General features: G+C 70.5%; 19 protein-coding genes. 11 read left to right on the plus strand and 8 right to left on the minus strand.

All coding sequences use genetic code 11. The features are described from left to right. Nucleotides 1-147 precede the first annotated feature (147 nt). Nucleotides 148-2103, minus strand: coding sequence for an RICIN domain-containing protein (locus tag ACIO9K_RS21485; protein ID WP_400332009.1), 1956 nt, complete (start codon nt 2101-2103; stop codon nt 148-150). A gap of 351 nt (nt 2104-2454) precedes the next feature. On the opposite strand from ACIO9K_RS21485, the gene ACIO9K_RS21490 reads away from it, so the two are divergent. From ACIO9K_RS21490 to ACIO9K_RS21540, 11 genes are all read left to right on the plus strand, one after another. Beyond that, on the plus strand, nt 2455-2883 hold the full coding sequence (locus ACIO9K_RS21490; protein WP_331744791.1) for a hypothetical protein: 429 nt from the start codon (nt 2455-2457) through the stop codon (nt 2881-2883). Nucleotides 2884-2957: 74 nt separating this feature from the next. After that, nucleotides 2958-3881 carry a hypothetical protein gene (locus ACIO9K_RS21495; RefSeq protein ID WP_400332012.1) on the plus strand — a complete coding sequence of 308 codons (924 nt, stop codon included), beginning with the start codon at nt 2958-2960 and terminating at the stop codon, nt 3879-3881. A 407-nt stretch (nt 3882-4288) separates the two neighbouring features. After that, nucleotides 4289-4672 (plus strand): hypothetical protein, encoded by a 384-nt coding sequence (locus ACIO9K_RS21500; protein ID WP_400332015.1) that lies wholly within the window; start codon nt 4289-4291, stop codon nt 4670-4672. A gap of 59 nt (nt 4673-4731) precedes the next feature. After that, nucleotides 4732-5097: a hypothetical protein gene (locus ACIO9K_RS21505; RefSeq protein WP_400332018.1), complete on the plus strand. Its 366-nt coding sequence runs from the start codon at nt 4732-4734 to the stop codon at nt 5095-5097. 92 nt (nt 5098-5189) lie between these two features. Further along, a protein-coding gene (locus tag ACIO9K_RS21510; protein WP_400332021.1) for an IS3 family transposase occupies nt 5190-6376 on the plus strand; the annotation gives its coding sequence in 2 pieces (ribosomal slippage) (nt 5190-5457 and nt 5457-6376; 1188 coding nt in all). Between the two features lie 90 nt (nt 6377-6466). Then, nucleotides 6467-6661, plus strand: coding sequence for a hypothetical protein (locus ACIO9K_RS21515; protein WP_400332024.1), 195 nt, complete (start codon nt 6467-6469; stop codon nt 6659-6661). 67 nt (nt 6662-6728) lie between these two features. Next, on the plus strand, nt 6729-7538 hold the full coding sequence (locus ACIO9K_RS21520; protein ID WP_400332027.1) for a hypothetical protein: 810 nt from the start codon (nt 6729-6731) through the stop codon (nt 7536-7538). A 49-nt stretch (nt 7539-7587) separates the two neighbouring features. Then, entirely contained in the window at nt 7588-8319 is a 732-nt protein-coding gene (locus ACIO9K_RS21525) for a hypothetical protein (RefSeq protein ID WP_400332030.1), read from the plus strand. Nucleotides 8320-8341: 22 nt separating this feature from the next. Further along, the gene (locus ACIO9K_RS21530) at nt 8342-10309 is read left to right on the plus strand and encodes a TniQ family protein (protein ID WP_400332032.1); all 1968 of its coding nucleotides are present in this window, start codon (nt 8342-8344) and stop codon (nt 10307-10309) included. Nucleotides 10310-10453: 144 nt separating this feature from the next. Beyond that, complete coding sequence (locus ACIO9K_RS21535) at nt 10454-11038, plus strand: DinB family protein (protein WP_400332035.1); 585 nt, start codon at nt 10454-10456, stop codon at nt 11036-11038. A gap of 321 nt (nt 11039-11359) precedes the next feature. Then, nucleotides 11360-11998: a flavin reductase family protein gene (locus tag ACIO9K_RS21540; RefSeq protein ID WP_400332038.1), complete on the plus strand. Its 639-nt coding sequence runs from the start codon at nt 11360-11362 to the stop codon at nt 11996-11998. Between the two features lie 21 nt (nt 11999-12019). Here the strand turns inward: ACIO9K_RS21540 and ACIO9K_RS21545 are convergent, their stop codons facing one another. From ACIO9K_RS21545 to ACIO9K_RS21575, 7 genes are all read right to left on the minus strand, one after another. Next, on the minus strand, nt 12020-12436 hold the full coding sequence (locus ACIO9K_RS21545; protein ID WP_400332041.1) for a hypothetical protein: 417 nt from the start codon (nt 12434-12436) through the stop codon (nt 12020-12022). Between the two features lie 230 nt (nt 12437-12666). Next, entirely contained in the window at nt 12667-13398 is a 732-nt protein-coding gene (locus ACIO9K_RS21550) for an SMI1/KNR4 family protein (protein WP_400332046.1), read from the minus strand. 275 nt (nt 13399-13673) lie between these two features. After that, nucleotides 13674-14060, minus strand: coding sequence for a hypothetical protein (locus ACIO9K_RS21555; protein WP_400332049.1), 387 nt, complete (start codon nt 14058-14060; stop codon nt 13674-13676). A 5-nt stretch (nt 14061-14065) separates the two neighbouring features. Further along, a complete protein-coding gene (locus ACIO9K_RS21560; RefSeq protein ID WP_400332052.1) occupies nt 14066-16603 on the minus strand; it encodes a penicillin acylase family protein in 2538 nt (845 codons plus the stop codon). Between the two features lie 111 nt (nt 16604-16714). Then, nucleotides 16715-18031 (minus strand): acetyl-CoA carboxylase biotin carboxylase subunit family protein, encoded by a 1317-nt coding sequence (locus ACIO9K_RS21565; RefSeq protein WP_400332054.1) that lies wholly within the window; start codon nt 18029-18031, stop codon nt 16715-16717. Between the two features lies 1 nt (nt 18032). Further along, nucleotides 18033-19235 (minus strand): argininosuccinate synthase-related protein, encoded by a 1203-nt coding sequence (locus ACIO9K_RS21570; protein WP_363627751.1) that lies wholly within the window; start codon nt 19233-19235, stop codon nt 18033-18035. Beyond that, nucleotides 19232-21052 (minus strand): non-ribosomal peptide synthetase, encoded by a 1821-nt coding sequence (locus ACIO9K_RS21575; RefSeq protein ID WP_400332057.1) that lies wholly within the window; start codon nt 21050-21052, stop codon nt 19232-19234. The genes ACIO9K_RS21570 and ACIO9K_RS21575 overlap by 4 nt, the downstream gene beginning before the upstream one ends. Between the last annotated feature and the right edge of the window lie 41 nt (nt 21053-21093).

Genomic DNA, 21093 nt, shown 5'->3' on the forward strand with positions numbered 1-21093 from the left:
GAAGGGCTGCCCTCGTCGGGCCGGCCCTCCTGCTTGCCGCACGGGCCTGAACAGGGTGTTCGCCGACCTGCCACCGTGGCCAGGGGGAGAGGCGGGTCGCCCGGGCGGTCTGCCACCCGGCCGTGCGGGCCGGCGAGGACTGCTTTGCTACCGGCGTGGGCCGTAGCTCCAGTAGTGGTCCGGGTAGTTTCCGCACGGGTACTGCATCAGTGGGGCGTGCGGGGCACTGCTGCCGTAGGAGACGGCGAGACACTGGTGGCTGTTGCCGTTGACGAAGCGGATGCCTTTCGGCCACTTCTCGATTCTCCAGGACTGCCCGGGGTCGTTCTTGCACGCGGACTGGATCACCCGGGCGTCGGCCTCGGTGCTGGAGTCCTGGACCGCGAGGCACAGGGCACTGTTGTAGCTGACGAGCCGGTAGTAGGTGTTGCCTTCGGCGTCCGTGAAGGTCTTCTGGCTCTCCCAGAAGTGGTCGGGGTAGTCCCCGCAGGGGAACTGCTGGGCTTCCTGGCCTTCCTCCCGGGTGCCGCCGGATGTGGCCACGCACTGCAGGCTGTTGCCGTTCTTGATGGAGACGGGCCCCGTCGGCGGGACCATGGGGGTTCCGCCGAGCCGGTCGGGCGTCCAGGGTTCCGCCGTCGGCGGCGATACGGAGCTGGGCGACGGCGAGGACTGCATGGGCGCGCGGTTCCCGGCCGAAGGGGAGGGGACGACGGATTCCGGTGGGGTGCTGGACCCTGCGGTGGGGGTCGGTGTACCGGCCGGTGCCGGTACCAGTGGCGCGCTCCCCGGTCCGGCGGTCCGAGGATCGGCCGGTGAGGCGGGCGGCGGGACGGGCGGCGGGACGGGCGGTGGGACGGCCGGTGAGGCGGTCGGTGAGATGGACGGCGAGGCGGTCGGAGGCGTGCTGGGTGCCGACGGCGAGGGGCTGTCCCCCGCCGGCGCCGAGGGGCCTGCGCCCGCGCCGGCCGCCCGGGTGAGCGCGTCGACGGGGGCGGGCGCCGCGCCGAGCCGTATGCCCACCAGCACCCTGGCCAACACCAGTGCCCCGGCCAGGAGCACCGCGGTCGCTCCCATGGCCGCACCGGTCCGGGCCGTACGCCGCCGCCGCGCATCGGCGGGCCCTCCTCGCAGCGGCCCTCCTCGCAGCGGCCCCACGAGCGGCGGCCCGATGACCGTGGGGCTGATGACCGCGGGGCCGGTGGGCGGGGGGCCGAGCGCGAGCGGGCTGGTCGGCGGGTTGTCCGGCGCCCGGACCAGTTCGCCGCGGACAATCCCGGACCCGGCCGCGGTGGGCCGGACCATCCGGCTCACCTCCCGGCACTGGTCGGCCAGTGCTTCCCGTACCTCCACGAGGTCGGCCTCCAAGCGCCGCAGCACCGGCAGGTGCGCCTGGACCCCGCCGTCCACCACCAGCTCCGCACCCGGCTGCTGACCACCGTCTTCCTGGGCCCGCGCCCGCTCCTGGTCGACCAGGAGCCCGACGGTGTCCTCCTCCCAGCCCGCCGTCCGCTGCACCTGGCGCGCGTTCTCCCTGATGCGCCGCACCTCGGCCAGGCAACGCGTCGCCTCCCGCAGCCGGGAGCGCCGCGACTGCGCCGCGTACCCGCCGTCCGAAACCCGTCCGCCGGGAGCCGTCCCGTCCTCCGTGCCGGCGCTCAGCTCGCCCCGCAGTTCGGCCACGATCGCCACCAGCACGCGGATCAGTTCCTCGGCCTGGGCCACGCCCGCCTCGGCCTGGCGCTGCGCCTGCCGGGCCCGTTCCAGGGCCTGCCGCGCGGCCGACCGCCCTTCCGCGTGCGAGGGGGCTGTCCCGGCCGCCGCCCGGCCGGCCTGCTCGTGCAGGGCGCGGGCGCGGACGAGCAACACCGTTCGGGCCTGTGGGTCCACCGCGCAGTCGTGGACCAGCCGTTCGAGCAGGTGCCACGGAATGTCCTTCTCCGCGGAGCGGTACTCGCTCCAGCTGGTCTTGCCGGCCGGGTACCGCTGAGCGAGCTCGCGGACCGTGGCCCCGCCCGTCACCTCCCGTACGAACCGGGCCAGGGCGTTCGCCTGTTCCGTCTCTCCCTTGAGCTGTCCTTGCGGTCGTCCAGCACCACCCACCGTGCCTCCTGTCCTGTCGGACCCTTTGTCCGGTCCTGTCCGGCGGCCGAAGCGGGATTGTCCGCCGCTCACCTGGGCCGTCTCGGTTTTTTGTTGATGGACAATCAAATTAGCCCGCACGGTGGAGTCTCCATCGGATCTTCGGACACTTCAAGGTCCCGTGACGCGGCCCCCCACGGCGGCGTTCCGGACCGGGAACCCGAAGACGGAGCCGGGGGCCGACGGCACCACCGCCACGAACGGGGGACGTGGCGGCACCGATGGACCGGCCCCCCCGTACCCGTCGCACCGAAACGCACCCGAACCGGGATCCGCCCCGCCTCGGGGCGTTCGGACTCCAGGAGGAAGACCATGAAGACTCGACGCATCCTCACCACCCTGCTGCTCGCGGGGACGGTGGCCACCGCGACGCTGGCCGTGTCGCCCGCCGCGCAGGCCGCGCCGAACAACCCGAACTGCCTCGGCGCCAGGGCCTTCTGCCTCTGGTACAACGCCAACCAGAGCGGCTCGGTGGCCGGTTGGGACCTGAGCACCGGGTTCAAGGGCTTCGACAACCTCGCGAACGCCGGCGCGTTCCTGACGCCCGGCCCCGGACAGGGCACCGCGGTGAAGAACAACGCGGCCTCCGCGACCTACCAGTACCCGGGCCACTGCGTCGGCAACGTCCAGGTGTTCTACAACGAGAACTGGTCCGGGCCCTCGGACCTCATCGTGGCCTGCGGCAACGGCAACCTGGTGAGGACGAAGAACGAGGACGCCTCGTTCCTCGTCAACGGCTGACCGCAGCAGCACCCCGCCGGGCCGTCCGACTGGTCGGACGGCCCGGCGGCGCAGAGATTCGAGGCCACGTCACCATGAACGCACCACGGCTCGCCGCCCCGCTCGTAGCTGTCGTCACCTGCTGCCTGTTGCTCGCCTCCTGCTCCACTTCCACGAGCGGAGGGGGCGCCACCGGCACGCCGCCCTCCGCCGGCGCCGCCGTCACGTCGGAGGCCGTACCCGGGGTCACACCTGAGGTCACACCTGATTTCACACCTGATTTCACACCCGGGGCCGCCACCGACGGCCCCGCCGTCATCTCCCTGCCGCTGGACCCGTACTTCCTCCCGCCCGCCGACGAGGCCCGGTTGCACACCGCCCTGGACCGATTGGTCGCCGACTGCCTGCGAAGCGCCGGCCTCCAACCGCCCGCCCCGGCCGGCGTCCAGGCACCCCTGCTGGGCCGGTACGAACGGCGCTACGGTCTGACCAGCGCCACCGGCGCCCGCACCGTCGGCTACCACCTGCCCGACCACCCGGCCCCGACACAGGCACCGCTCTCCCCGGCACAGATGAAGGCGCTCACCGGCCCGCAGGGCTGCCAGGAATCCGCCGCGCGGCGGATCACCGGCACTACCGGCTACCCGGGAGACGCCTACGTGGTCCGGTCGGCCAACCAGGAGTCCTTCGAGCAGTCGGCGAAGACGCCGGAGGTCGTGGCCGTCGTCACCGCGTGGTCCCGGTGCATGAAGCGGGCGGGGTACGACTACGCGACACCGCTGCAGACCGGCACCTGGCCGTCCGAACGAGCCACCGGCGAGGAACGGACGACCGCCCTCGCGGACGTCGCCTGCAAACAGGAGACCGGGCTCGTCCGGATCTGGAACGAGGCCGAGACCACCGTCCAGCGCACCCTGATCCAGCAGAACGCCACCGCGTTCGACGGCGTTCTGGCCGAACGGCGGCGCATGCTCAGCGAAGCGGACGCCGTCCTCGGCCGCCCCGAACCCGGACCATAGCGTCGTCGCTGCCGTTGTCGCTGCCGTCTGTGACTCCGATCGATAGATTGCGAATCCGAGCTGTAGTTTGCGAGCGGCGGTCCGGTGGCCGGTCGAGTCACTGTGACTCAGCACGCTAACTGTCGTGTCAGCACGACATCTGTCGTCCAGGGCGAGCATCGATCTCGCGAGCGATTGAGCCCTGACGCGGTGGTTGGAAACGCTCGTGGTCTTCGCCGGAGCCCGTAATCCCCCAGGTGCTGGCTGCAAGAGCCGCTAGGTTGGTGTGCGTGGAGACGCGGGGGCAGAGGTATCGATATGTAGGTCCGGCGGAGCTGAAGGCGCTCGCCCGGACGGGTAGTGAGGGTCGGAGTATCCGTTCGTCGGCGGACTTCGGCGAGTGGGTCTCTGCGCTGACCCTGGATGAGTTGGCCGAGCCGATCACGTTCGTCGTCGACAGCCGTGGGGTGCTGCGCCTCGCCCCGCGCCGCAGCGAGCACGTGGTGTGTGCTGGCGGCGGAGAAGTGCTGAGCGCTGGCGAGATGAGCTTCCGTGAGGAGTCCGGGCGGTGGGTGGTCGAGGAGGTCAGCAACCAGTCGACCGGCTACTGCCCGGACGTCAGCTCATGGCCGGCCGTGGCCGAAGCCCTGGACCAGATCGGAATCCATCACCCGTCCGGGTTCACGCACGAGCTGGTCTTCCGCCGCTGCTGCTCCTGCCGGGAGCTCAACATCGTGCGGGACGAGGACTTCGTCTGTGTCTTCTGCGGCGAGGATCTGCCGCGGGAGTGGAACGCCGGGGAGCCCGGGTGACCGGTCAAACAGCGAAGATCGCCTCGCGGTGCGAGTGCGGCAGCATGGCGAGGCGACAGGTGAACCAGTTCATCCTTCACGAAGAGTTGTGGTGGGAGTCGGAGTTCTCGTGCGACGCCTGCGGCACCTACATGTGCGAACACACCGGCCCGGGACGGGCACCTGATGATGTCCGGGAGGCCCTACTCGCAGCGCACGGACCCGTCAGACTGCAGTTGGCCGGTCCGATTCCCAGTCTCGTCCCAGCTTTGAAGGTCGTTCGGGAGGTCTCCGCGGCCTCGTTGCCGCAGGCTCGCGAGCTGGTCGGGGAACTCTGCCGCGACGGCCTGGTGGGGACGTTGTCGGAAATGGAGTTCCTGAAGGCCCGGTTGCAACTGCGCGGGGTTCACGCCGACGTCGATCGGCAGATATCCCGGCGAGACTGACAAGGTTCCAACAAGCGGTGAGCTGAACCGGATTTTGTAGAGGCCCTGAAGCCAGGCATGATCGCCCTGGCAGATGGGAGAACACAGGTCCGATGCCTGCTCCACGTAAGTACCCCGACGAGCTCCGCGAGCGTGCGGTCCGCGAGGTCCGATCCTCCGGACGTCCGGTCGCGCACGTCGCTCGTGACCTGGGCATCCACAAGGAGGCCCTGCGCAACTGGGTGCGCCAGGCCGAGGCCGACCAGGGTGAACGGTCCGACCTGCTGACGAGCGCCGAGAAAGCCGAGATCGCGCAACTCCGCAAGGAGAATGCCGAGCTGAAGCGATCGGTGGAGATCCTCAAGGCCGCCTCCGTGTTTTTCGCGAAGGAGTTCGACCGGCCCCGCACGAAGCCGACGCGGTGATCGACCACCTGCGCGAGGACTTCGGGGTCGAGCCCGTGTGCCGGGAACTCGATCTGTCCGTCTCCGCCTACTTCGCCCGCCGCTCCCGGCCGCGTTCCGCCCGATCGGTGCGGGACGAGGTGCTGCTGGAGCGGATCCGCGCAGTCCACGAGGACTCCGCCGGGACCTACGGGGTCAGGCGGATCCACCGCCAGCTGCGGCGCGAGGGCATCCATGCGGCCCGCTGCACGGTTGAGCGGCTGATGCGCGAGGACGGCCTCGAAGGTGTCATACGCGGCCGGCGCCGCCGCACCACCGTCCCCGAACCGGCCGCTCCCAGGCCGCCGGACCTGGTCAACCGCGCCTTCATCGCCCACCGGCCGAACCAGCTGTGGGTGGCCGACCTGACCTACGTGCGGACCTGGGCCGGCTGGGTCTACGTGGCGTTCGTGCTGGACGTGTACTCGCGGATGATCGTCGGATGGCAGCTCGCCACCCATATGCGCACCGATCTGCCCCTGGACGCGCTGGAGATGGCGCTGTGGCGGCGGGGCATCAACCAGGGCTCCGGTCTGATCCACCACAGCGACAGGGGGAGCCAATATGTGTCAATTCGCCACACCGACAGACTCGTTGAGGTCGGCGCGGTGGCGTCGGTCGGCTCGGTCGCGGACTCGTACGACAACGCGGTGGCCGAGGCACTGAACGGCACTTTCAAAGCCGAGCTGATAGAGAACCAGGGGCCATGGCGGGACGCTGACCAGGTCGAACGGGCCGTCGTCCAGTGGATCGGCTGGTACAACTCCGAACGCCTCCACTCCTCGCTGGACTACGTCCCGCCCGAGGAGTTCGAAGCCATGTACTACTGTTCGTTGAACACCCCGAACGCCGCATAGATCACACAATCCGGCCTCTACGAAACTCGGGGCAGCTCAATCCTCGCCCAGCGCACAAGCATTGGCGAACTCATCGGCCAGGTCCGCGACTTGGAAGCCGAGTGGACCCAGGAGGCCATCCAGCGGATCACCACCGAGAACGCCACCCTCAAGCAGCGCGTCCGCCAGCTAACCGCCGACAACCGGTCCTTCGACGAACGGCTGAAGGCCGCCCGCTCCAACCTGTGGTTCCAGGACCGCCGCGTCGCCGACCTCGAAGCCCAGATCGCCGACCCTGTCACATGAACTCGACCAAAAGATCTGCGGCTGGCGCGGCAAACCACCACCAGGATCACCCGATAACCTGCTGGTCATGAACGGAGAACTCGCTCAGTACTTTGCGCTGGCCACCCACGGCAGCGCTTGGCTTCACCAGCGTGATGCCAGTGCGCCGCCGGAACTCGATCGCATCAGCAGTGCCTTCCAGTTCGTCAGGAACGTGGACTTCGCGGGGGCGCCGGGTGTCGGTGCGTGGCTGAGTGAGCTTTCCGCCACCGGGGTGGACCGGATATGGCTGGCTGTTCCCGGCCTGCAGACACCCGTCGCTGACGGCCGACTGGAACCGCACCACAGGGCGACCTTCGCAGGCGGTCTCGCGGCAGGGCTACTGACCACCAGCGCTACGGGCAACCAGCTATGGCGAGCCTCCTGGGGCGTCGGCGATCAAGGTGCACAGGACCGCCGTATCTGGGACGTCTCCTATCAACCCACTCAACCCACCACCGTCGGATTCGGTCCGACTCAGCTCGCCATCACCGTCGACCACGCTGTCGCGGTCCTGGACGGGGCACTGGAGCACGCAGCCAGGTTCTCCCGCGACCACGACCTCGATCCCTGGCAAGCGCACTTCGCCAAGGCCAGGAACCTCCGCTCCGCCGAGGACTTCACCACCGTCTACCACCAGGACCTATTCCCCGACCGCGGTTACGACCTGCCCAGCCGCCAGCTCGTGGCGACGGTTCAAGCGGCCTGGGTGTTCGGCGGCATGGGCTCCTGGAACGACCTGGGCTTCCTCGATGCCCACATCCAGACCGAGTACGAGGAACTGACCCGCGATCTGTTCTCAGCCGTCATGCAGGCGTGCGTTGCAGCCGCCAACACGCACCTCATCAGTGCAGGCTGAAGACGACCACGGCACAGCACTACAGAACCACTCTGATGGATGACGGGACATGGCCCTGCAGTCCCGTCGCGGACATGTAGGCTATGAATCGTCGCAGTTCAGAGCCGGTGTCCGAGCTCCTGCGGTCGGTAAACTCGACGACATCAGTCGGTTGAGGATGCACCGCGCCGACGACCAGGACGTGCTCGACCTGATCCGCGCGTTCATGAGCCTGGGCGTCACCTTGATCCTGACCGGGGTGAACATCCCCGGCACCGGGCTGCTGCGCGAGGCGAAATGGAACGCGCGCCAACAGCATTGGGTGCTGCCCTCGCTGGAGTCCACCCGGGTCAACGGCCTGGAGCCCACGCAGACCGAACACCGCTTCGAGCTGGTGGAGATGGACCGCTTCCGCTACACCACCAGCGAGCAGATCAACGCGTTCCTGCAGCACCTGCGCGGCATCGAGGTCCATCTGCGGCTGCTGAACGCCAAGCCGGGCATGCTGACCGAGAGCACGATGCCGGAGTATCTGATGCGCCGCACGAACGGCATCGTCGGGCTCCTGAGCCGTCTCATCGAGGACGGCTGCCAGGAAGCCATGGACAGCGGCCGCGAAGTGCTCGACGAGGGCACGCTGGACGAGATCGTGATCCGCCGCGACGACCCGCAGCTGGCCCCGGAAGAGGTCGACCCCACACCACCAGCCACCGCGCCGCAGACACCCGCCCGCCGGCGCCGCGGCCGCAACACCGTCTTCGACGACCACGGCCCCGCCTCGGCGGCCGGCTCGGCAGGCTGACATGCCCGCCCCCGACCACCGCATGGCCAGGTGCTTGGTCCCGCTGCCGGACGAATCGCTGCCCGGCTTCGCACTCCGCCTCGGCCACCGCCTCCACCTGCCCCCCCCCGGACACATCCTCTGGCGGCTCGGCCTCGTCGGCACCCAGACCACCGCGACCCTCGCCCCCATCGGCCGCCTGTTCTTCATCGACCCGGTCAAGGGCGAGCGACTCGCCCAGGTCATCGGAACCACCCCGCAGACCGTCGACCAGCTGACCCTGCACCCACTGGCCAGTCGGTTCCCGCCAGTGGCCCACGCGCTGGGTTTGCCCCGTCCCCCGGGCGAACTGCCCAAGCCCCGCCAGATCGCCCCGCCCTGGATCCTGTCCTCCTTCAGCCGCTACTGCCCCCACTGCCTGGCCGGGGACGGCTCAGCCATCCAGCAACGGCACGGCGGTCCCTGGCTCCGCCGCTGGCGACTGGCCACCAGCTTCGCCTGCGTCCGCCACCGCGTCTTCCTGGACCACGAGTGCCCCGGCTGCCACCGGCCGTCGAGCCTCACAACCACCGGGAGCTGGCCCAGTTCCCTCCTGATCGGCCACCCCGGGCTGGAAGGTCTCCACCCGGCCGCCTGCCGCAGCAACGAGGCCGGACGACCCGGCGTGATCTGCGGCCACCGACTCGACCGGCTTTCCGACACACCGCCGCGGCCCCTGCCGCAGAACCTCGCGGATCTGCAGACCCGCCTCGACCACCTCTTCGACGAGGAGACCTCGCCGGAAGACGCCTTCGCGGCCTTCGCCGACCTCCAGACGATCACCGCGGTCGTCCTCGCGACCTGGCCCGCGATGGCGGACATGGTCACCACCGACCAGAAAGCCGCCGTCGACGAGCACCTGGCCGCCCAGGAGAAGCGACTGCCCGGCTTCACCGCCCAGAGCGCGCCGCACGACGACGGCATCTACTGGACCTACCTGCCCCGCGCGTCCATCGGCGCCGCCGCAGTCCTGACCGTCGCCGACCAGCTGCTGAGCCTTCCGGACCGGGAACTCCTGCAAGAGCTCGGCCGGCTCACCCAACGCTGCCCCCCGCACGACAACAAGCGCTGGGGGGCCACCTGGAAGCTCCTGAGCAAGGACGCCACACTCGCCCGCCGCGCAATCGTCCAGCAATCGCTGCGCAGACGTCCTTCCGATTCGCGGCCGCGCACCCCCTCCACAGCCTGGTCGTGTCGCCAGGTCATCCCCTCGCTCTTCACACTCACGATCGAACGCCGCCACGGTTTCGCTCCCGAGAACATCCCCCAGGAACTACCCGACCAGTGGTTCCGGATCTTCTGGGCGGACGCGGACTGCCCGTTCCCGCCTCACTCGCGCAGGTTCCGGCGCACGGCCGCGATCCTGCTCGTCCAGGCCGTCGAAGACATGAACGCTCAACAGGCAGCCGAGTATCTCGGCTTCCCGCCCGGCACCAACTTGCTGACCACCCCGGCCCAGCAGCCGGTCGCCGCCGGCTCTGACGAACGCACGGACGAACTTCGCGAAAGCCTCTACCGGCTCGCCGACCACCTCGCCGCCATCCCCGCGGCCGACCACATTGACTACCGGCATCGCCGCCGGCAACACGAGTCCTGGCACCTCGGCGACGAGGCGTTCGCCGAACTCGTCAAGCGCTTCGTCGCGGTCAACGAGCGGAAGCCGGCAGCCCCGGCGGACCAACTGCACGAGGCTCTCTCCGCACTCATCTGGTCACAGGTCACAGGCAGCGAGCCCTGCCTCGCCCCCTGTTTCCGCCCGCCCTTCGCCGCACCGGGCCGCAGCACCACCAGAACCGATCCGGCTATCCATCTCGCCAACCGGCTCAGACGCGACAAGCCCCGCTCTCCCTACTCGGTCCTCCTGCCGCTGTTGGCCGACCACGCCGCCCACCTCCTTGCAACCTGCCAACAGGCAGCGTCATCCATGGCTCCGGTGCCATTCCCGCAAGTCAGAGCCGTGATCATCGAATAGGAGGTTGTCTCACGTGGCAAGTATTCGAGAGCTTCTTGCAGCGAGTCAGGGCGGCGGCCCTGGCGATGCCTCGGCTCTGCCAGTCGTCGCGGACCACGTACGGGATCTTGAGACAACGATCAGCCCATGGCAGGCTCATGCCGCATGATCGATGAATTCGCGAAGAACAACCTGCACGGGAGACTGCGGCGAGACCGCGAAGCGCTGCTCTGGAAACTTGACGGCTTGTCCGAATACGACGCCCGCCGGCCTCTGACAGCGACCGGGACCAACCTCCTCGGCCTGGTCAAACACGTGGCCACCGTCGAGGCCAGGTACTTCGGCGAGGTCTTCGATCGTCCTTCCCCGGAACCGCTGCCCCGGTGGCAGGACTCCGACGGCAGCGATCAGTGGGCGACCGAGGACGAGACTCGCGCTCAGATCATCGGGTTCTACCAGCGCACGTGGGAACACTCGGACGCGACGATCAACGAGCTTCCCCTCGACGCCCCCGGCCACGTGCCTTGGTGGCCGGAGCCCTATTCCAACACGAACCTGTTCGCCATCATGGTCCATGTCCTCGGCGAGTCCATCCGGCATGCCGGGCACGCCGACATCCTGCGTGAGGGCCTCGACGGCCGGACCGGGTTGCGCGCCGAACACGAGAAGCAGATCGACGAGGAAGCCCGCGCAGCCTACCGCGCGAAGATCGAGCAAGTCGCCAGGTCGGCCGCACCAATCAAGGCTTAGCTGTCCGCAAGGTGGTGGGAGACCGCTCGGTGTGACAATGCGTCACACTCCGATCAAACCCTTGCCAGCGGTCACCACTGCCGGACGGCACCTCGCAAAGTAACCCTCGGAATGGCTCGCAAACTACAAGTCGAAACCCAAGGTCACAGACGGCGGACTCGCAATCTATCCGTTGAAGTCACACCGTCTTCGACCGCACTCGGCCGAGACGCGGTGTCGCATTTCCGCCAGCGCAGGTGTCTCGCCCACGACAGAGTCGGCGACGGTTCGTGTTCCTGATCGCGGACCTGTTCGTCCGGCACTTCGCGAAAGGCACAGCGCATGCACGTCGTCCCCGGGCTCAAGGTCCTGTACTTCGGAACTCCGGTGGTGCTGATCAGCTCACTCAACGAGGACGGCACGGCGAACCTCGCGCCGATGTCCTCGGTGTGGTGGCTGGGCCAGTCCTGCATGCTCGGTCTCGGCAACAACGGCCAGACCACCGCGAACCTGCTGCGGGAAGGCGAGTGCGTGCTCAACCTGCCCTCGTCGGCGATGGTCGATGCCGTCGACCGGATCGCGCTCACCACCGGGAAGCCGGTCGTGGCGGACTACAAGGTGAAGCAGGGCTACCGGTACGAGCCGGAGAAGTTCTCGGTCGCGCAGTTGACCGAGCAGGCGTCGGACCTGGTCCGGCCCCCCAGGGTCGCGGAATGCCCGGTCCAGCTGGAGTGCAAGGTCGTCTCGGCCCACCCCTTCGGCGGTCCCGAGCCGCACGCCACCGCCTTCGAGGTCGAGGTCCTTCGCGCCCATGTCGAGGAGAGCCTCGTCATCCCCGGGACGCACTACGTGGATCCGCTCGGCTGGGACCCGCTGATCATGAAGTTCTGCGAGTTCTTCGGCGGGGGAGCCAACGTTCACCCGTCGAGGCTCGCCGAGGGCTGGAACATGCCGCACCAGTTCCAGTCGACGACCGTCTGAGCTGCGCTTCTGCTCGTCCTCCTACCAGAGGGTGGCAGGCCCGGAGAGGACCCAGCCGGCGTCGGTGGGCTTGACCCAGAAGCTCAATGACACCTCGATGATCCGCGCGCGGTAGGTGATCTCGACGTAGAAGCCGGTGCCCTCGTGGCCCCAGTGGAAGTCCGCGAGATCGAGTTCGCGGAGCCAGGACAAGTCCTGCTCCCACTCGTCGACAGCAGGGCTGCCGCTCGCCTCGCTCTCGCTCTCGTCCTCATTCTTGTCATCGTCGGCGTTCGCCTCGACCGAGCCGGCCCATAGCGACCTGAGCACGTGCCGGACCGAGGTGTGATCGACGAGTTCCTCGGCCTTGGGGATCCGGCCGGCTCGGAGCAGACTGAAGTAGCGACAGACGACCGCTTCGACATCGGCTTTGGCAGGGCGCTCCGTCCAGATCTTCACCGTGGGATCTTAAGGGAGCGCCTTACGGATCCCGCTCGCAGCACGGGAAGTCGGCCGGTCCGACTTCCCGTGCTGCGAAAGCCCCAAGCGCCGCTGCCAAGCCCTGTCCCGGAGTTCGTCACTCCAGTCTGCTCACATCACTGCCGCCTGGTGACCGTTCCCTGCCGATCACCACTGCCGTGGCCACTGCCATGGCCTCGGCGATGACCGGCGCCTTCGGGGCCGGTGGGCTACCGACCGCGGCGGTTGTCCTCCCAGTCGTCGAACCAGCGGAGCCAGATGGGCGTGTCGACACCGCGGTGCCACTGGTCGCGAGCGGCTTTCCCCAGCTCCGGGGTCGTCAGACCCTCCTCGTGTTCCAGCCAGTCGATGTACCACTCACCGAAGCCGGCCGGTCGTCCCGCATCCGTCAGCAGTGGGTTGAGGCGATCGCAGGTCGGCCGCCCGTCGAACCACATACTGCCGCGATCCGGACCGCTGACGATGAGCAGGGTGCTGAAGTTGTGGCCATGGCCCGCCAGAAACACACCGCCCGTGACCCGGTCCCGCTCCGCCGCCTCCACGGCCTCGTTCCGAGCGTCCCGGGCGGCTTCGAAGTCGGCAGGGTCGGCGTAGTCCTCTTCCCGTACGAACTTCTCCCACACCTCGTCACTCGCCGCCAGCGCGGTGTCGTGATCGGGGAACGGCACGTGCAGCCGCTCCAGTTGGGTGTCCGCGTCCTCTGCCCAGTGCCATCCGTCGGGTCCCCGCCGCAATTCCCTGGGCCACCGTCCACCCGCACTCACCCGTAGCAGGAACTCCCGGTAGTCCGCCGGAAACGTGATCCCGAACTGCCGCTCCGCCTCCACCACCTGGATCTCGGTCAGCGGCGCAGCCAGCTCAGCCCCCGGCCCGCTCCACCCCTGCTCCTCGCGCACCGCGCGTACCCGCTCCCGGACGCCGTCCCAGTCAATGCTCTGCATGATCGGCCAGGATATGACCTTGGTGTTTCAAGGCCCTGGCGGCCGGGGGTGCTGCTGAGGATCTGATTCAGGCGGTGATTCGAGGCACTGCTGAACACCTGGGACGGGGGGTTCGACCTCAGCTCCGTCTGGGCGGATGTGGGCCCGGAGTCCCGTGGATACGTCGGCCGAGGCCGTCGACTTGGTCGGCAAACCGAAACCGAGACCACGGAACGACGATGGCCCGGGCCGCTGAGCGGGCCGGGCCATCGTTTGCGGTGGGTGGGTAAGTGGGGTCAGGGGGTGGGGCGGAGGGTGGCGGTGGTGGTGCGGGCCAGCCAGACGCCCAGGAGGGCTTGGAGGAGGCTGATCAGGAGGGTTGCGGTGATCATCAGGGAGGCGAGGGCCGGGAGGCCGGCGAGGGCGGCGAGGGTGCGGGCGGTGCCGGCCACGGCTTCGCCGGTGGCGGCGCGCCAGAGGAGGGGGGCGGCCCAGCCGGCGAGGGCGGCTGTGGTGGCGGTGAGGACGGCGGTGCGGGCTCGTTGGCCGCGCAGGGCCGTGGTGGTGCCGAGGGCGAGGCCGCAGAGGAAGGGGAGGTACCAGAGGGACCAGAGGGAGCCGAGGGCTATGACCACGGTGGCGAGGAGGGCGGGGAGGAGGGTGCGGAGGTGGGGGGTCGTCATGGTGGTCAGGCTCCCGGTCGCAGGGTCCACACCTTGGTGGAGGCGGGTTGGTCGGCGGCCATCAGGAGCGGCGGGTTTCGGCCCTCCCACCAGTACGGGATGAAGTTCCGGTACCAGGGTGAGGCCGGGTTCTCGCTCTGGCCGCCGGGGTAGACGGCCTGCGCGGTGGCGGTGTCCGGGCCCTTCCAGTCGACGACCATGCGCCAGCTCGGGCCGAAGGTGGAGTTCATGCCGCCGTCGGCCGCGTTGACGGTCCAGCGGTCGCCCTCGGCGGGCTTGGGGCCGTAGCCGAGGGCTTCGGCGCCGGTGAGGGAGGGGATCTGTCGGGTGTGGACGCGGTCCCAGGTCCAGGTGGCGGGGTCGTTGCCGAGGTCCTGGGACAGTTCGGAGACGGCCTGGGCGAATGCTGTGCGCATGGCGTCCGTCGCGGTGCGGGTCGGGCCGCCGGGGGAGGTGAAGGCCGGGTTGGTCGGGTCGTGCAGGGTCCAGGCTTCGAGGTTCTCGTCGAGGCTGGGCAGGGCGCTGGAGACCTTGAGGTACAGGCGGTCGCGCTCGACCGGCACCTTGGCGTGGTCCCACCAGGGCTGGAAGGTGGTCTCCAGGTAGTCGTTCCAGAAGGTCCACCAGATCGGGCCGCCGGCGACGCCGGGTTTCATGGTGTGGTCCCAGCGGTTCAGGACGTCGAGGGCGGCCTGTTGGCGGGGGTCGAGCTTCTGGTCGGCCAGGGCGGTCTTCAGGTGGGGCAGGATGACGGTGGCGAGGTAGTCCGTGACGTCGTTCTGCAGGGTGGTGAAGTCCGCGCTGGTCATCGCCTGGTGGCTCTCCAGGTACTGGTAGATCCGGCTGGCCCGGTAGCCGTTGTCGAAGGCGTTGAGCGTGGTGCCGATGTAGTACGGGTAGTCGGCGGAGACGGGGCGCTGGTTGGCGGTCGCGACCACGTGGTTCGGCGGGTTGTAGACCTGCGGGGTGGCGTCGAAGGGGATGGCGCCGACCACGTCGTACTCGCCGGTGCCGGGCAGCGGGAACCAGGGGTTGCCGCCCTTGGTGAGGGGGAAGTACCCGGCGGCGACCACGCCGATGTTGCCGCCGCCGTCGGCGTAGGCGAAGTTGAGCGTGGGGGCGTGCCAGTCGGCGAGCGCGGTGCGGAACTCCTGGTAGTCGCGGGCCTTGTTGACGGAGAGCAGGACGGCCAGGTCGGGGGAGGGGATGTTGCCCATCCAGCTGACCGAGGTGGTCTGCCCGGCCCGGGTCAGGACCGGCCCGTGCACGGTGAGGTCCACGGCGAGGTGTTCGGTGTCGCCGCCCCGGACCGGGATGGTGTACTCCACCCGCTGCATCGGGTGCCACGCGTTGTTCCAGAAGTACTGGCCGGGGTGGTCGGGGCTGGTCTGCTCGCTGTAGAAGACCGTCGACTGGTTCTGCCCGTCGGTCAGGGACCAGGAGATGTTGGCGTTGCGGCCGATCAGCACGCCGGGCATGCCGGCCATGCTGGCGCCGGTGACGTCGGTCTCCGGCGAGGACAGCGCGATCTGGTACCAGTACGAGGGCAGGGTCATCGGCAGGTGCGGGTCGCCGGCGAGCATCGCGTTGCCGCCCGCCACGGCCGGGCCGTTCGCCGCCCAGGCGTTGCTGTCCGGGAAGGTGTGGACCTGGGTGGCCGGGAGCGCGCGGATGGTGTCCAGCAGGGTGTGGGCCGCGGTCGCCTCCCCGGCGGGGTCGGGCTTCCCGGTGGGGGCGACGGGCGCGGGGCGCGGCTCCGACCGGTTGGCGGCGGCTTGGCCGTCGGGCCCGGCGGTGTTGACGTTCGCGGGCAGCGGCGCGATGCCGAGGTCGCGGTACGGTCCGACGTCGTACGGCCGTTGGTCGTTGGGCGCGTGCACCGGGAACCAGTCCATGGTGCGCTCCTCGCCGAGGGACTCCCGGAAGATCGCGTAGTCCAGCGGGGTGCTGGTGAAGTCCATGCTCTGGGTGAGGAGTTCCTGGATGACCAGGCTGTCGACCGGGGTCCAGTCGGCCGGGTAGACGCCGGTGAGGGAGAAGATCGCCGGCCACTGCCCGTTGTGGCGCAGCTCGGAGATCCAGGCGTTGACTCCCCGGGTGTAGCTGGTGAGGGCGCGGCCCGCCGGGCTGTCGGGCGCGGTGGCGGCCCACGTGGCCTCGGCGGTGCGCAGGAGTCCCATCTGGAGTTCGAAGCGGTCGGACTCGACGCTCCCGGGCCCGTTGAGTTCGGCCAGGCGTCCGCGTCCGGCGCGCCGCTCCAGGTCGAGCTGGGCGAGCCGGAAGCGGGCGTGCAGGTAGCCCTGGGCCTGGAACAGGTCGGTGTCGGAGGCGGCCTTGACGGTGGGGACGCCGTTGTCGTCGAAGGCGACCGTCACCGGCGCGTTCAGGCCCGCCAGGGTGAGGGTCTCGGTGTGCGGGAGTTCGGCGCCGGCGGCGGAGTCCCACGCACCGGCCCCGGGGACGAGGGCGGTTCCGAGGGCCGGGACGGGCCCGATGCCCAGCGCGAGCAGCGCGAGGACCAGGCCGGAGACTACGGCTGCCACCGCCGCGTGGGTGGCTGTGCGTATGCGCCGCGGCAAGTTGACTCCAGGGGTGCGAGGTTGGGCGGGTGCGGTGGGGTCGGGGGTAGGGCTGAGGGCCGGGGCTCGGGGCCGTCAGGACCAGAAGTCGGCCATCGTGCGGTGGATGCCCTCGACGGTGGCCCGGAGCTCGGGGTGTCCGGGGACCGAGCCGTAGACCGTGCCGATCAGCCACTCGGTGCCGGCCCGCCAGTCGGCCCGCCAGGACGGGTCGATCGTGGCGTCCACCAGGTCCACCCCGGGGAGGTGGTGGAGGCCGTCGAGCACCTCGCCGGGGCCGGGGGCGAGGCCGTCGGCGGGCGGGGAGAGGAAGTACTGGAACGCCACCTTCGGGCAGCCCGCGCCCAGGGCGAGCACCGGCTCGGGCGGGTCGAACGCGCCGAGTGCCAGCCGGAGGGCGAGGGCGAGCAGGTCCGTCCCGGCGGAGCGCTTGAGGACGTCCGAGACGTGCCCGCCCAGGCGGCCGTTGACCTCGATCAGCCGTGGCCCGGCGGGGGTGAACTTGATCTCGGTGTGGGTGACGCCCTCGCGGATGCCGAGCGCCCGCAGCGCGCGCTGCTCCAGGGCCACGACCTCGTCGGCCAGGCCGGCGGGGAGCAGGGCCGGGGTGAAGTAGCCGGTCTCCCGGAACGGGGGGGCCAGTGGCAGCTTGCCGGTGACCGCGAGGGTGCGGATCTGGCCGTCGCGGATCGCGGACTCGACCGAGACGTAGTCGCCCCAGAACTCCCCCACCACGGTGGGGTCGCTCACCAGGTACTCCTCCAGCACGAACACCGCCGGGCTCGCCACGCCCTCGGTGAACTCGGCGTACCGGTCGGCCAGTTCGGCGGCGCTGCGGACCAGGCAGGTGTCCACGCTGCCGGCGCCCGAGCGGGGCTTGAGGACGGCGGGCAGCCCGGTCGCGGCGAGGGCCGGGCCGAGGTCGGCGGCGGAGTGGACCGTCCGGCAGGCGGTGCTCTGCACGCCCGCCGCCGCCAGGGCCTCGCGCTGGCGGAACTTGTCGACCAGGACCTCGACGGTGGCCCGGTCGTGGAACGGCACGCCGCACCGCGCGGCCACGGCGGCCGCCGTCCGGAGCAGGTGGTCACTGAAGGTGATCACTCCGGCGGCGCCGAACTCGGCGGCCCGGTCGCACAGTTGCTCCTCGGTCAGGCCGGACGTGTCCACCACGGTGGCCGACTTCGGCAGCTGGGCCAGGTCGGCGGCCACCTTCGGGTCGCCGAGGTCGCCGAGGAAGACCGCCGTGCACAGCCGCCGCCCGGCGGTCAGGACCCCGCGCGCGGTGGCCGAGCCCCGGCCGTAGACGACCAGCAGCACCGGGGGCGTCGGGGGCGCAGGAGGCGTAGGGGACTCCGGGGGCGCCGGGTGGTCCGTCGGGTTCGAGCCGCCCATGTCAGCGCTCCCGCGGCTGGTTCGGGCTGAACGCCGCGCGCTCGGCGGCGACGGACCGGTGCTCCCAGGCCTCCCGGTCGCGCAGGTAGAGCGGCCGGTCGGCGACGACGGCCCGGGTCTCGGCCGAGCCCGCCGAGAGCCGCCACCGCACCGAGCCGGTGACGTGCGCCGAGCAGACCTCGATGAACGCCTGGCTGGCGCGGCGCAGTTCGCCGAACCAGCGGCCCTCCAGCGCCTCGCGGACCCACAGCTGCTCCTGGTTCAGCTTCTCCCGCAGCAGCTCGGCGGAGAGGGTGGCCGTCTCCAGGTGGCGGCGCGAGCGCAGCAGCAGCCAGGCGGCGGGCATCTCGCGGATCTCCAGCACCTTCGGCCCGTGGCCCAGGTGTTCGAGCCCGCTGTACCGGCCGAGGCCGTGCGCGCCGACCAGGTGGTTGAGGGTGTCGATCAGCTCGGTCAGCGGCAGCCGGCGGCCGTCCACCGCGACCGGACGGCCGGCCTCGAAGGCGACCTCGACGGCCTCCGGGGCCTCGGCGGGGCGCAGCGCGCTCCACTGGTAGAGCCGCTCGGGCACGGCGTGGTCCTCGGGGTCGTCGAGGATCCCGGACTCGAACTCCCGGCACCACAGGTTGGAGTCGCCGCTGACCAGCCGCTCGCTCAGCTGCTCCAGGCCGGCTTCCTTGAGCTCGCGCATCTTCTGGTCCCGGTCCACCGGGTCCAGGTCGTACGGGCTGCCGTAGCGCCCGGCGAAGCCGAGCAGTTCGAGGGCGCCGTTGAGCCGGCGCAGGGTGTTCTGGGAGCGGTTGGCGGTGTGCAGCACGGTGGTGGCGCCGAGTTCGCGGGCGGTGTCGACGGCGACCTTGGCGATCAGCGGGCGGCTGAGCGAGGAGCTGACCGGGTGGGTGTCGAGGTAGACGGCGTGCGCGGCGATGGCCGGGCGGACGTAGTCCTCGGCGAACTCCTGCCGGCCGTCGACCAGGTGCAGCCGGATGCCGAGCCGGTCGGCGATCCGCTGCTTGTGCTCGCTGCTCTCGTCCTCGCCGAGGTCGACGCTGACGGCGTGGACGTTGCGGGCGCCGGCCCGGGCCAGGCGGTGCAGCAGGTAGCTGCTGTCCAGCCCGCCGCTGAACAGGGTGACGACGGGGGCCGACGGATCGCGGGCGATCGCGTCGAGCTCGCCGAAGGAACGGACGACCTGGGCAGTCACCGCGATCCCTCCGGTCCCTGCTCGGCCAGGGCGGCGGTGAAGGCCGTCACCGTGGGCTCGTCGTACATCAGGTGCATCGGGACCTCGACGCCGAGCAGCGCCTCCAGCTTGCGGGTGGCGCGGACCACCTTGAAGGAGTCCCCGCCGATCTCGAAGAAGTCGTCGTCCGGGCCGATGGCGGGCAGTCCGAGGACCTCGCACCAGACCGTGGTGACGGTGGCGGCCACGCCGTCGCCGGGCGGTGCTTGCGGTTCGTCGGTGACGGCGGGCAGGACGGCCCCGGCCCGTTCGGTCAGCAGGGCGCGGTCCAGCTTGCCGTTGGCGGTCAGCGGCATCGAGCCGACGGTGGCCAGTGACGCCGGGACCATGTACGAGGGCAGGGCGCCGCGCAGGGTCTCGCGCACGGCGGCGGTGACGCTCGCGGGCTCGGCGCCGGGTGCGAGCACCAGGAAGCCGACCAGCCGGGCGTCGCTGCCGCGGCCGTGGGCCACCACGGCCGCCTGCCGGACCTCGGGCACCCGCAGGGCGGCGGACTCGATCTCGCCGAGTTCGATCCGGTAGCCGCGGATCTTCACCTGGAGGTCGACCCGGCCCAGGAACTCCAGGCCGCCCACCGGGTGGGTGCGGACCAGGTCGCCCGAGCGGTAGAGCGGGCCGGGGCCGTCGCCGAGGTGGTCCGGGACGAAGCGCTCCGCGGTGAGTTCGGGCCGGTTGAGGTAGCCGAGGGCGAGGCCCTCGCCGCCGATGTAGAGCTCGCCGGGCTCGCCGTCCGGTACGGGCTTGCCGTCCTCGTCGAGGATCCACAGGGTGGTGTCCTCGATGGCCGGGCCGATGTAGACGGTGTCCAGGCCGGGGTCGCGCGGGGGCACCCAGGCGGTGCAGTAGATGGTGCACTCGCTCGGCCCGTAGAGGTTGGTGAGCGGCGCGGTGGACTGGGCGTGGAAGCGGCGGACCAGCTCGGGCGCGAGCGGCTCGCCGCCGGTGAGCACGCGCCGCAGGCCGTCGAAGCGCTCCTCGGGCCCGCGGGCCAGCAGGAACAGCTCCAGCAGCGAGACCACGCAGTAGAAGACGGTGATGTCGGCGGCGCGGATGGTCTCGGCGAGGTAGTCGGCGTCGCGCTGGCGGCCGGGGGCGGCGATGACGATGGTGGTGCCGGTGATCAGCGGCCAGTACACCTCGATCAGGAACATGTCGAAGCTGCACGCGGTGTGGTGCAGCATCCGGTCGTCCGGGCCGAGTCCGTGGCTGCGCTGGAGCGCCCGCAGGCGGGTGGTCACCGCGCGGTGCGGGATCAGCGAGGCCTTCGGCCGGCCGGTGGAGCCGGAGGTGTAGATGACGACCGCGGGCTGCTCGGCGAGGTCGGCCGCCGGCTCGAACGGGACGGCCGGGCGGGCGGCCGCGCACTCGTCGACGGTGGCGACCTCGGTGCCCGGCAACTCGGGGAAGCGGGAACGCAGTTCGTGGGTGGTGATCAGCAGCCGGGGCGTGCAGTCGGCCAGCATGTCGAGGGTGCGGGCGACCGGGTCGTTGACGTCGAAGGCGACCTGGGCGGCGCCGGCCAGGATCACCCCGGCCACGGCGACCACGAAGTCGGCCGAGCGCTCCAGGTAGACCGCGACCCGCTCGCCGGGGCGCACCCCCCGCTCGCGCAGCAGCGAGGCGACCCGCACGGTGCGGTCCCTGAGCTCGCCAGCGAGCAGGACCCGGTCGCCGTCGACCACGGCGGGCTGCGCCGGGTCGGCCTCCCAGCGGGAGAGCAGCAGGGTGTCGAGCCGTCGTTCGCCGTCGTCGAGAATCGTGGCCGTAGGGCTAGCCATGGAGGTTGTGTCCAATCGGTGTGGTCGGTGCAGGGGCGTCC

Source organism: Kitasatospora sp. NPDC087271 (genome assembly GCF_044744605.1).
Taxonomy (GTDB): Bacteria; Actinomycetota; Actinomycetes; order Streptomycetales; family Streptomycetaceae; genus Kitasatospora.

What these genes read in the sequence shown, in the direction of transcription:
- ACIO9K_RS21490 (WP_331744791.1), top strand. Translation starts at nt 2,455, where the DNA reads ATGAAGACTCGACGCATCCTCACCACCCTGCTGCTCGCGGGGACGGTG.
- ACIO9K_RS21495 (WP_400332012.1), top strand. Translation starts at nt 2,958, where the DNA reads ATGAACGCACCACGGCTCGCCGCCCCGCTCGTAGCTGTCGTCACCTGC.
- ACIO9K_RS21520 (WP_400332027.1), top strand. Translation starts at nt 6,729, where the DNA reads ATGAACGGAGAACTCGCTCAGTACTTTGCGCTGGCCACCCACGGCAGC.
- ACIO9K_RS21525 (WP_400332030.1), top strand. Translation starts at nt 7,588, where the DNA reads ATGGCCCTGCAGTCCCGTCGCGGACATGTAGGCTATGAATCGTCGCAG.
- ACIO9K_RS21530 (WP_400332032.1), top strand. Translation starts at nt 8,342, where the DNA reads ATGGCCAGGTGCTTGGTCCCGCTGCCGGACGAATCGCTGCCCGGCTTC.
- ACIO9K_RS21535 (WP_400332035.1), top strand. Translation starts at nt 10,454, where the DNA reads ATGATCGATGAATTCGCGAAGAACAACCTGCACGGGAGACTGCGGCGA.
- ACIO9K_RS21540 (WP_400332038.1), top strand. Translation starts at nt 11,360, where the DNA reads ATGCACGTCGTCCCCGGGCTCAAGGTCCTGTACTTCGGAACTCCGGTG.
- ACIO9K_RS21550 (WP_400332046.1), bottom strand. Translation starts at nt 13,398, where the DNA reads ATGCAGAGCATTGACTGGGACGGCGTCCGGGAGCGGGTACGCGCGGTG.
- ACIO9K_RS21555 (WP_400332049.1), bottom strand. Translation starts at nt 14,060, where the DNA reads ATGACGACCCCCCACCTCCGCACCCTCCTCCCCGCCCTCCTCGCCACC.
- ACIO9K_RS21565 (WP_400332054.1), bottom strand. Translation starts at nt 18,031, where the DNA reads ATGGGCGGCTCGAACCCGACGGACCACCCGGCGCCCCCGGAGTCCCCT.
- ACIO9K_RS21575 (WP_400332057.1), bottom strand. Translation starts at nt 21,052, where the DNA reads ATGGCTAGCCCTACGGCCACGATTCTCGACGACGGCGAACGACGGCTC.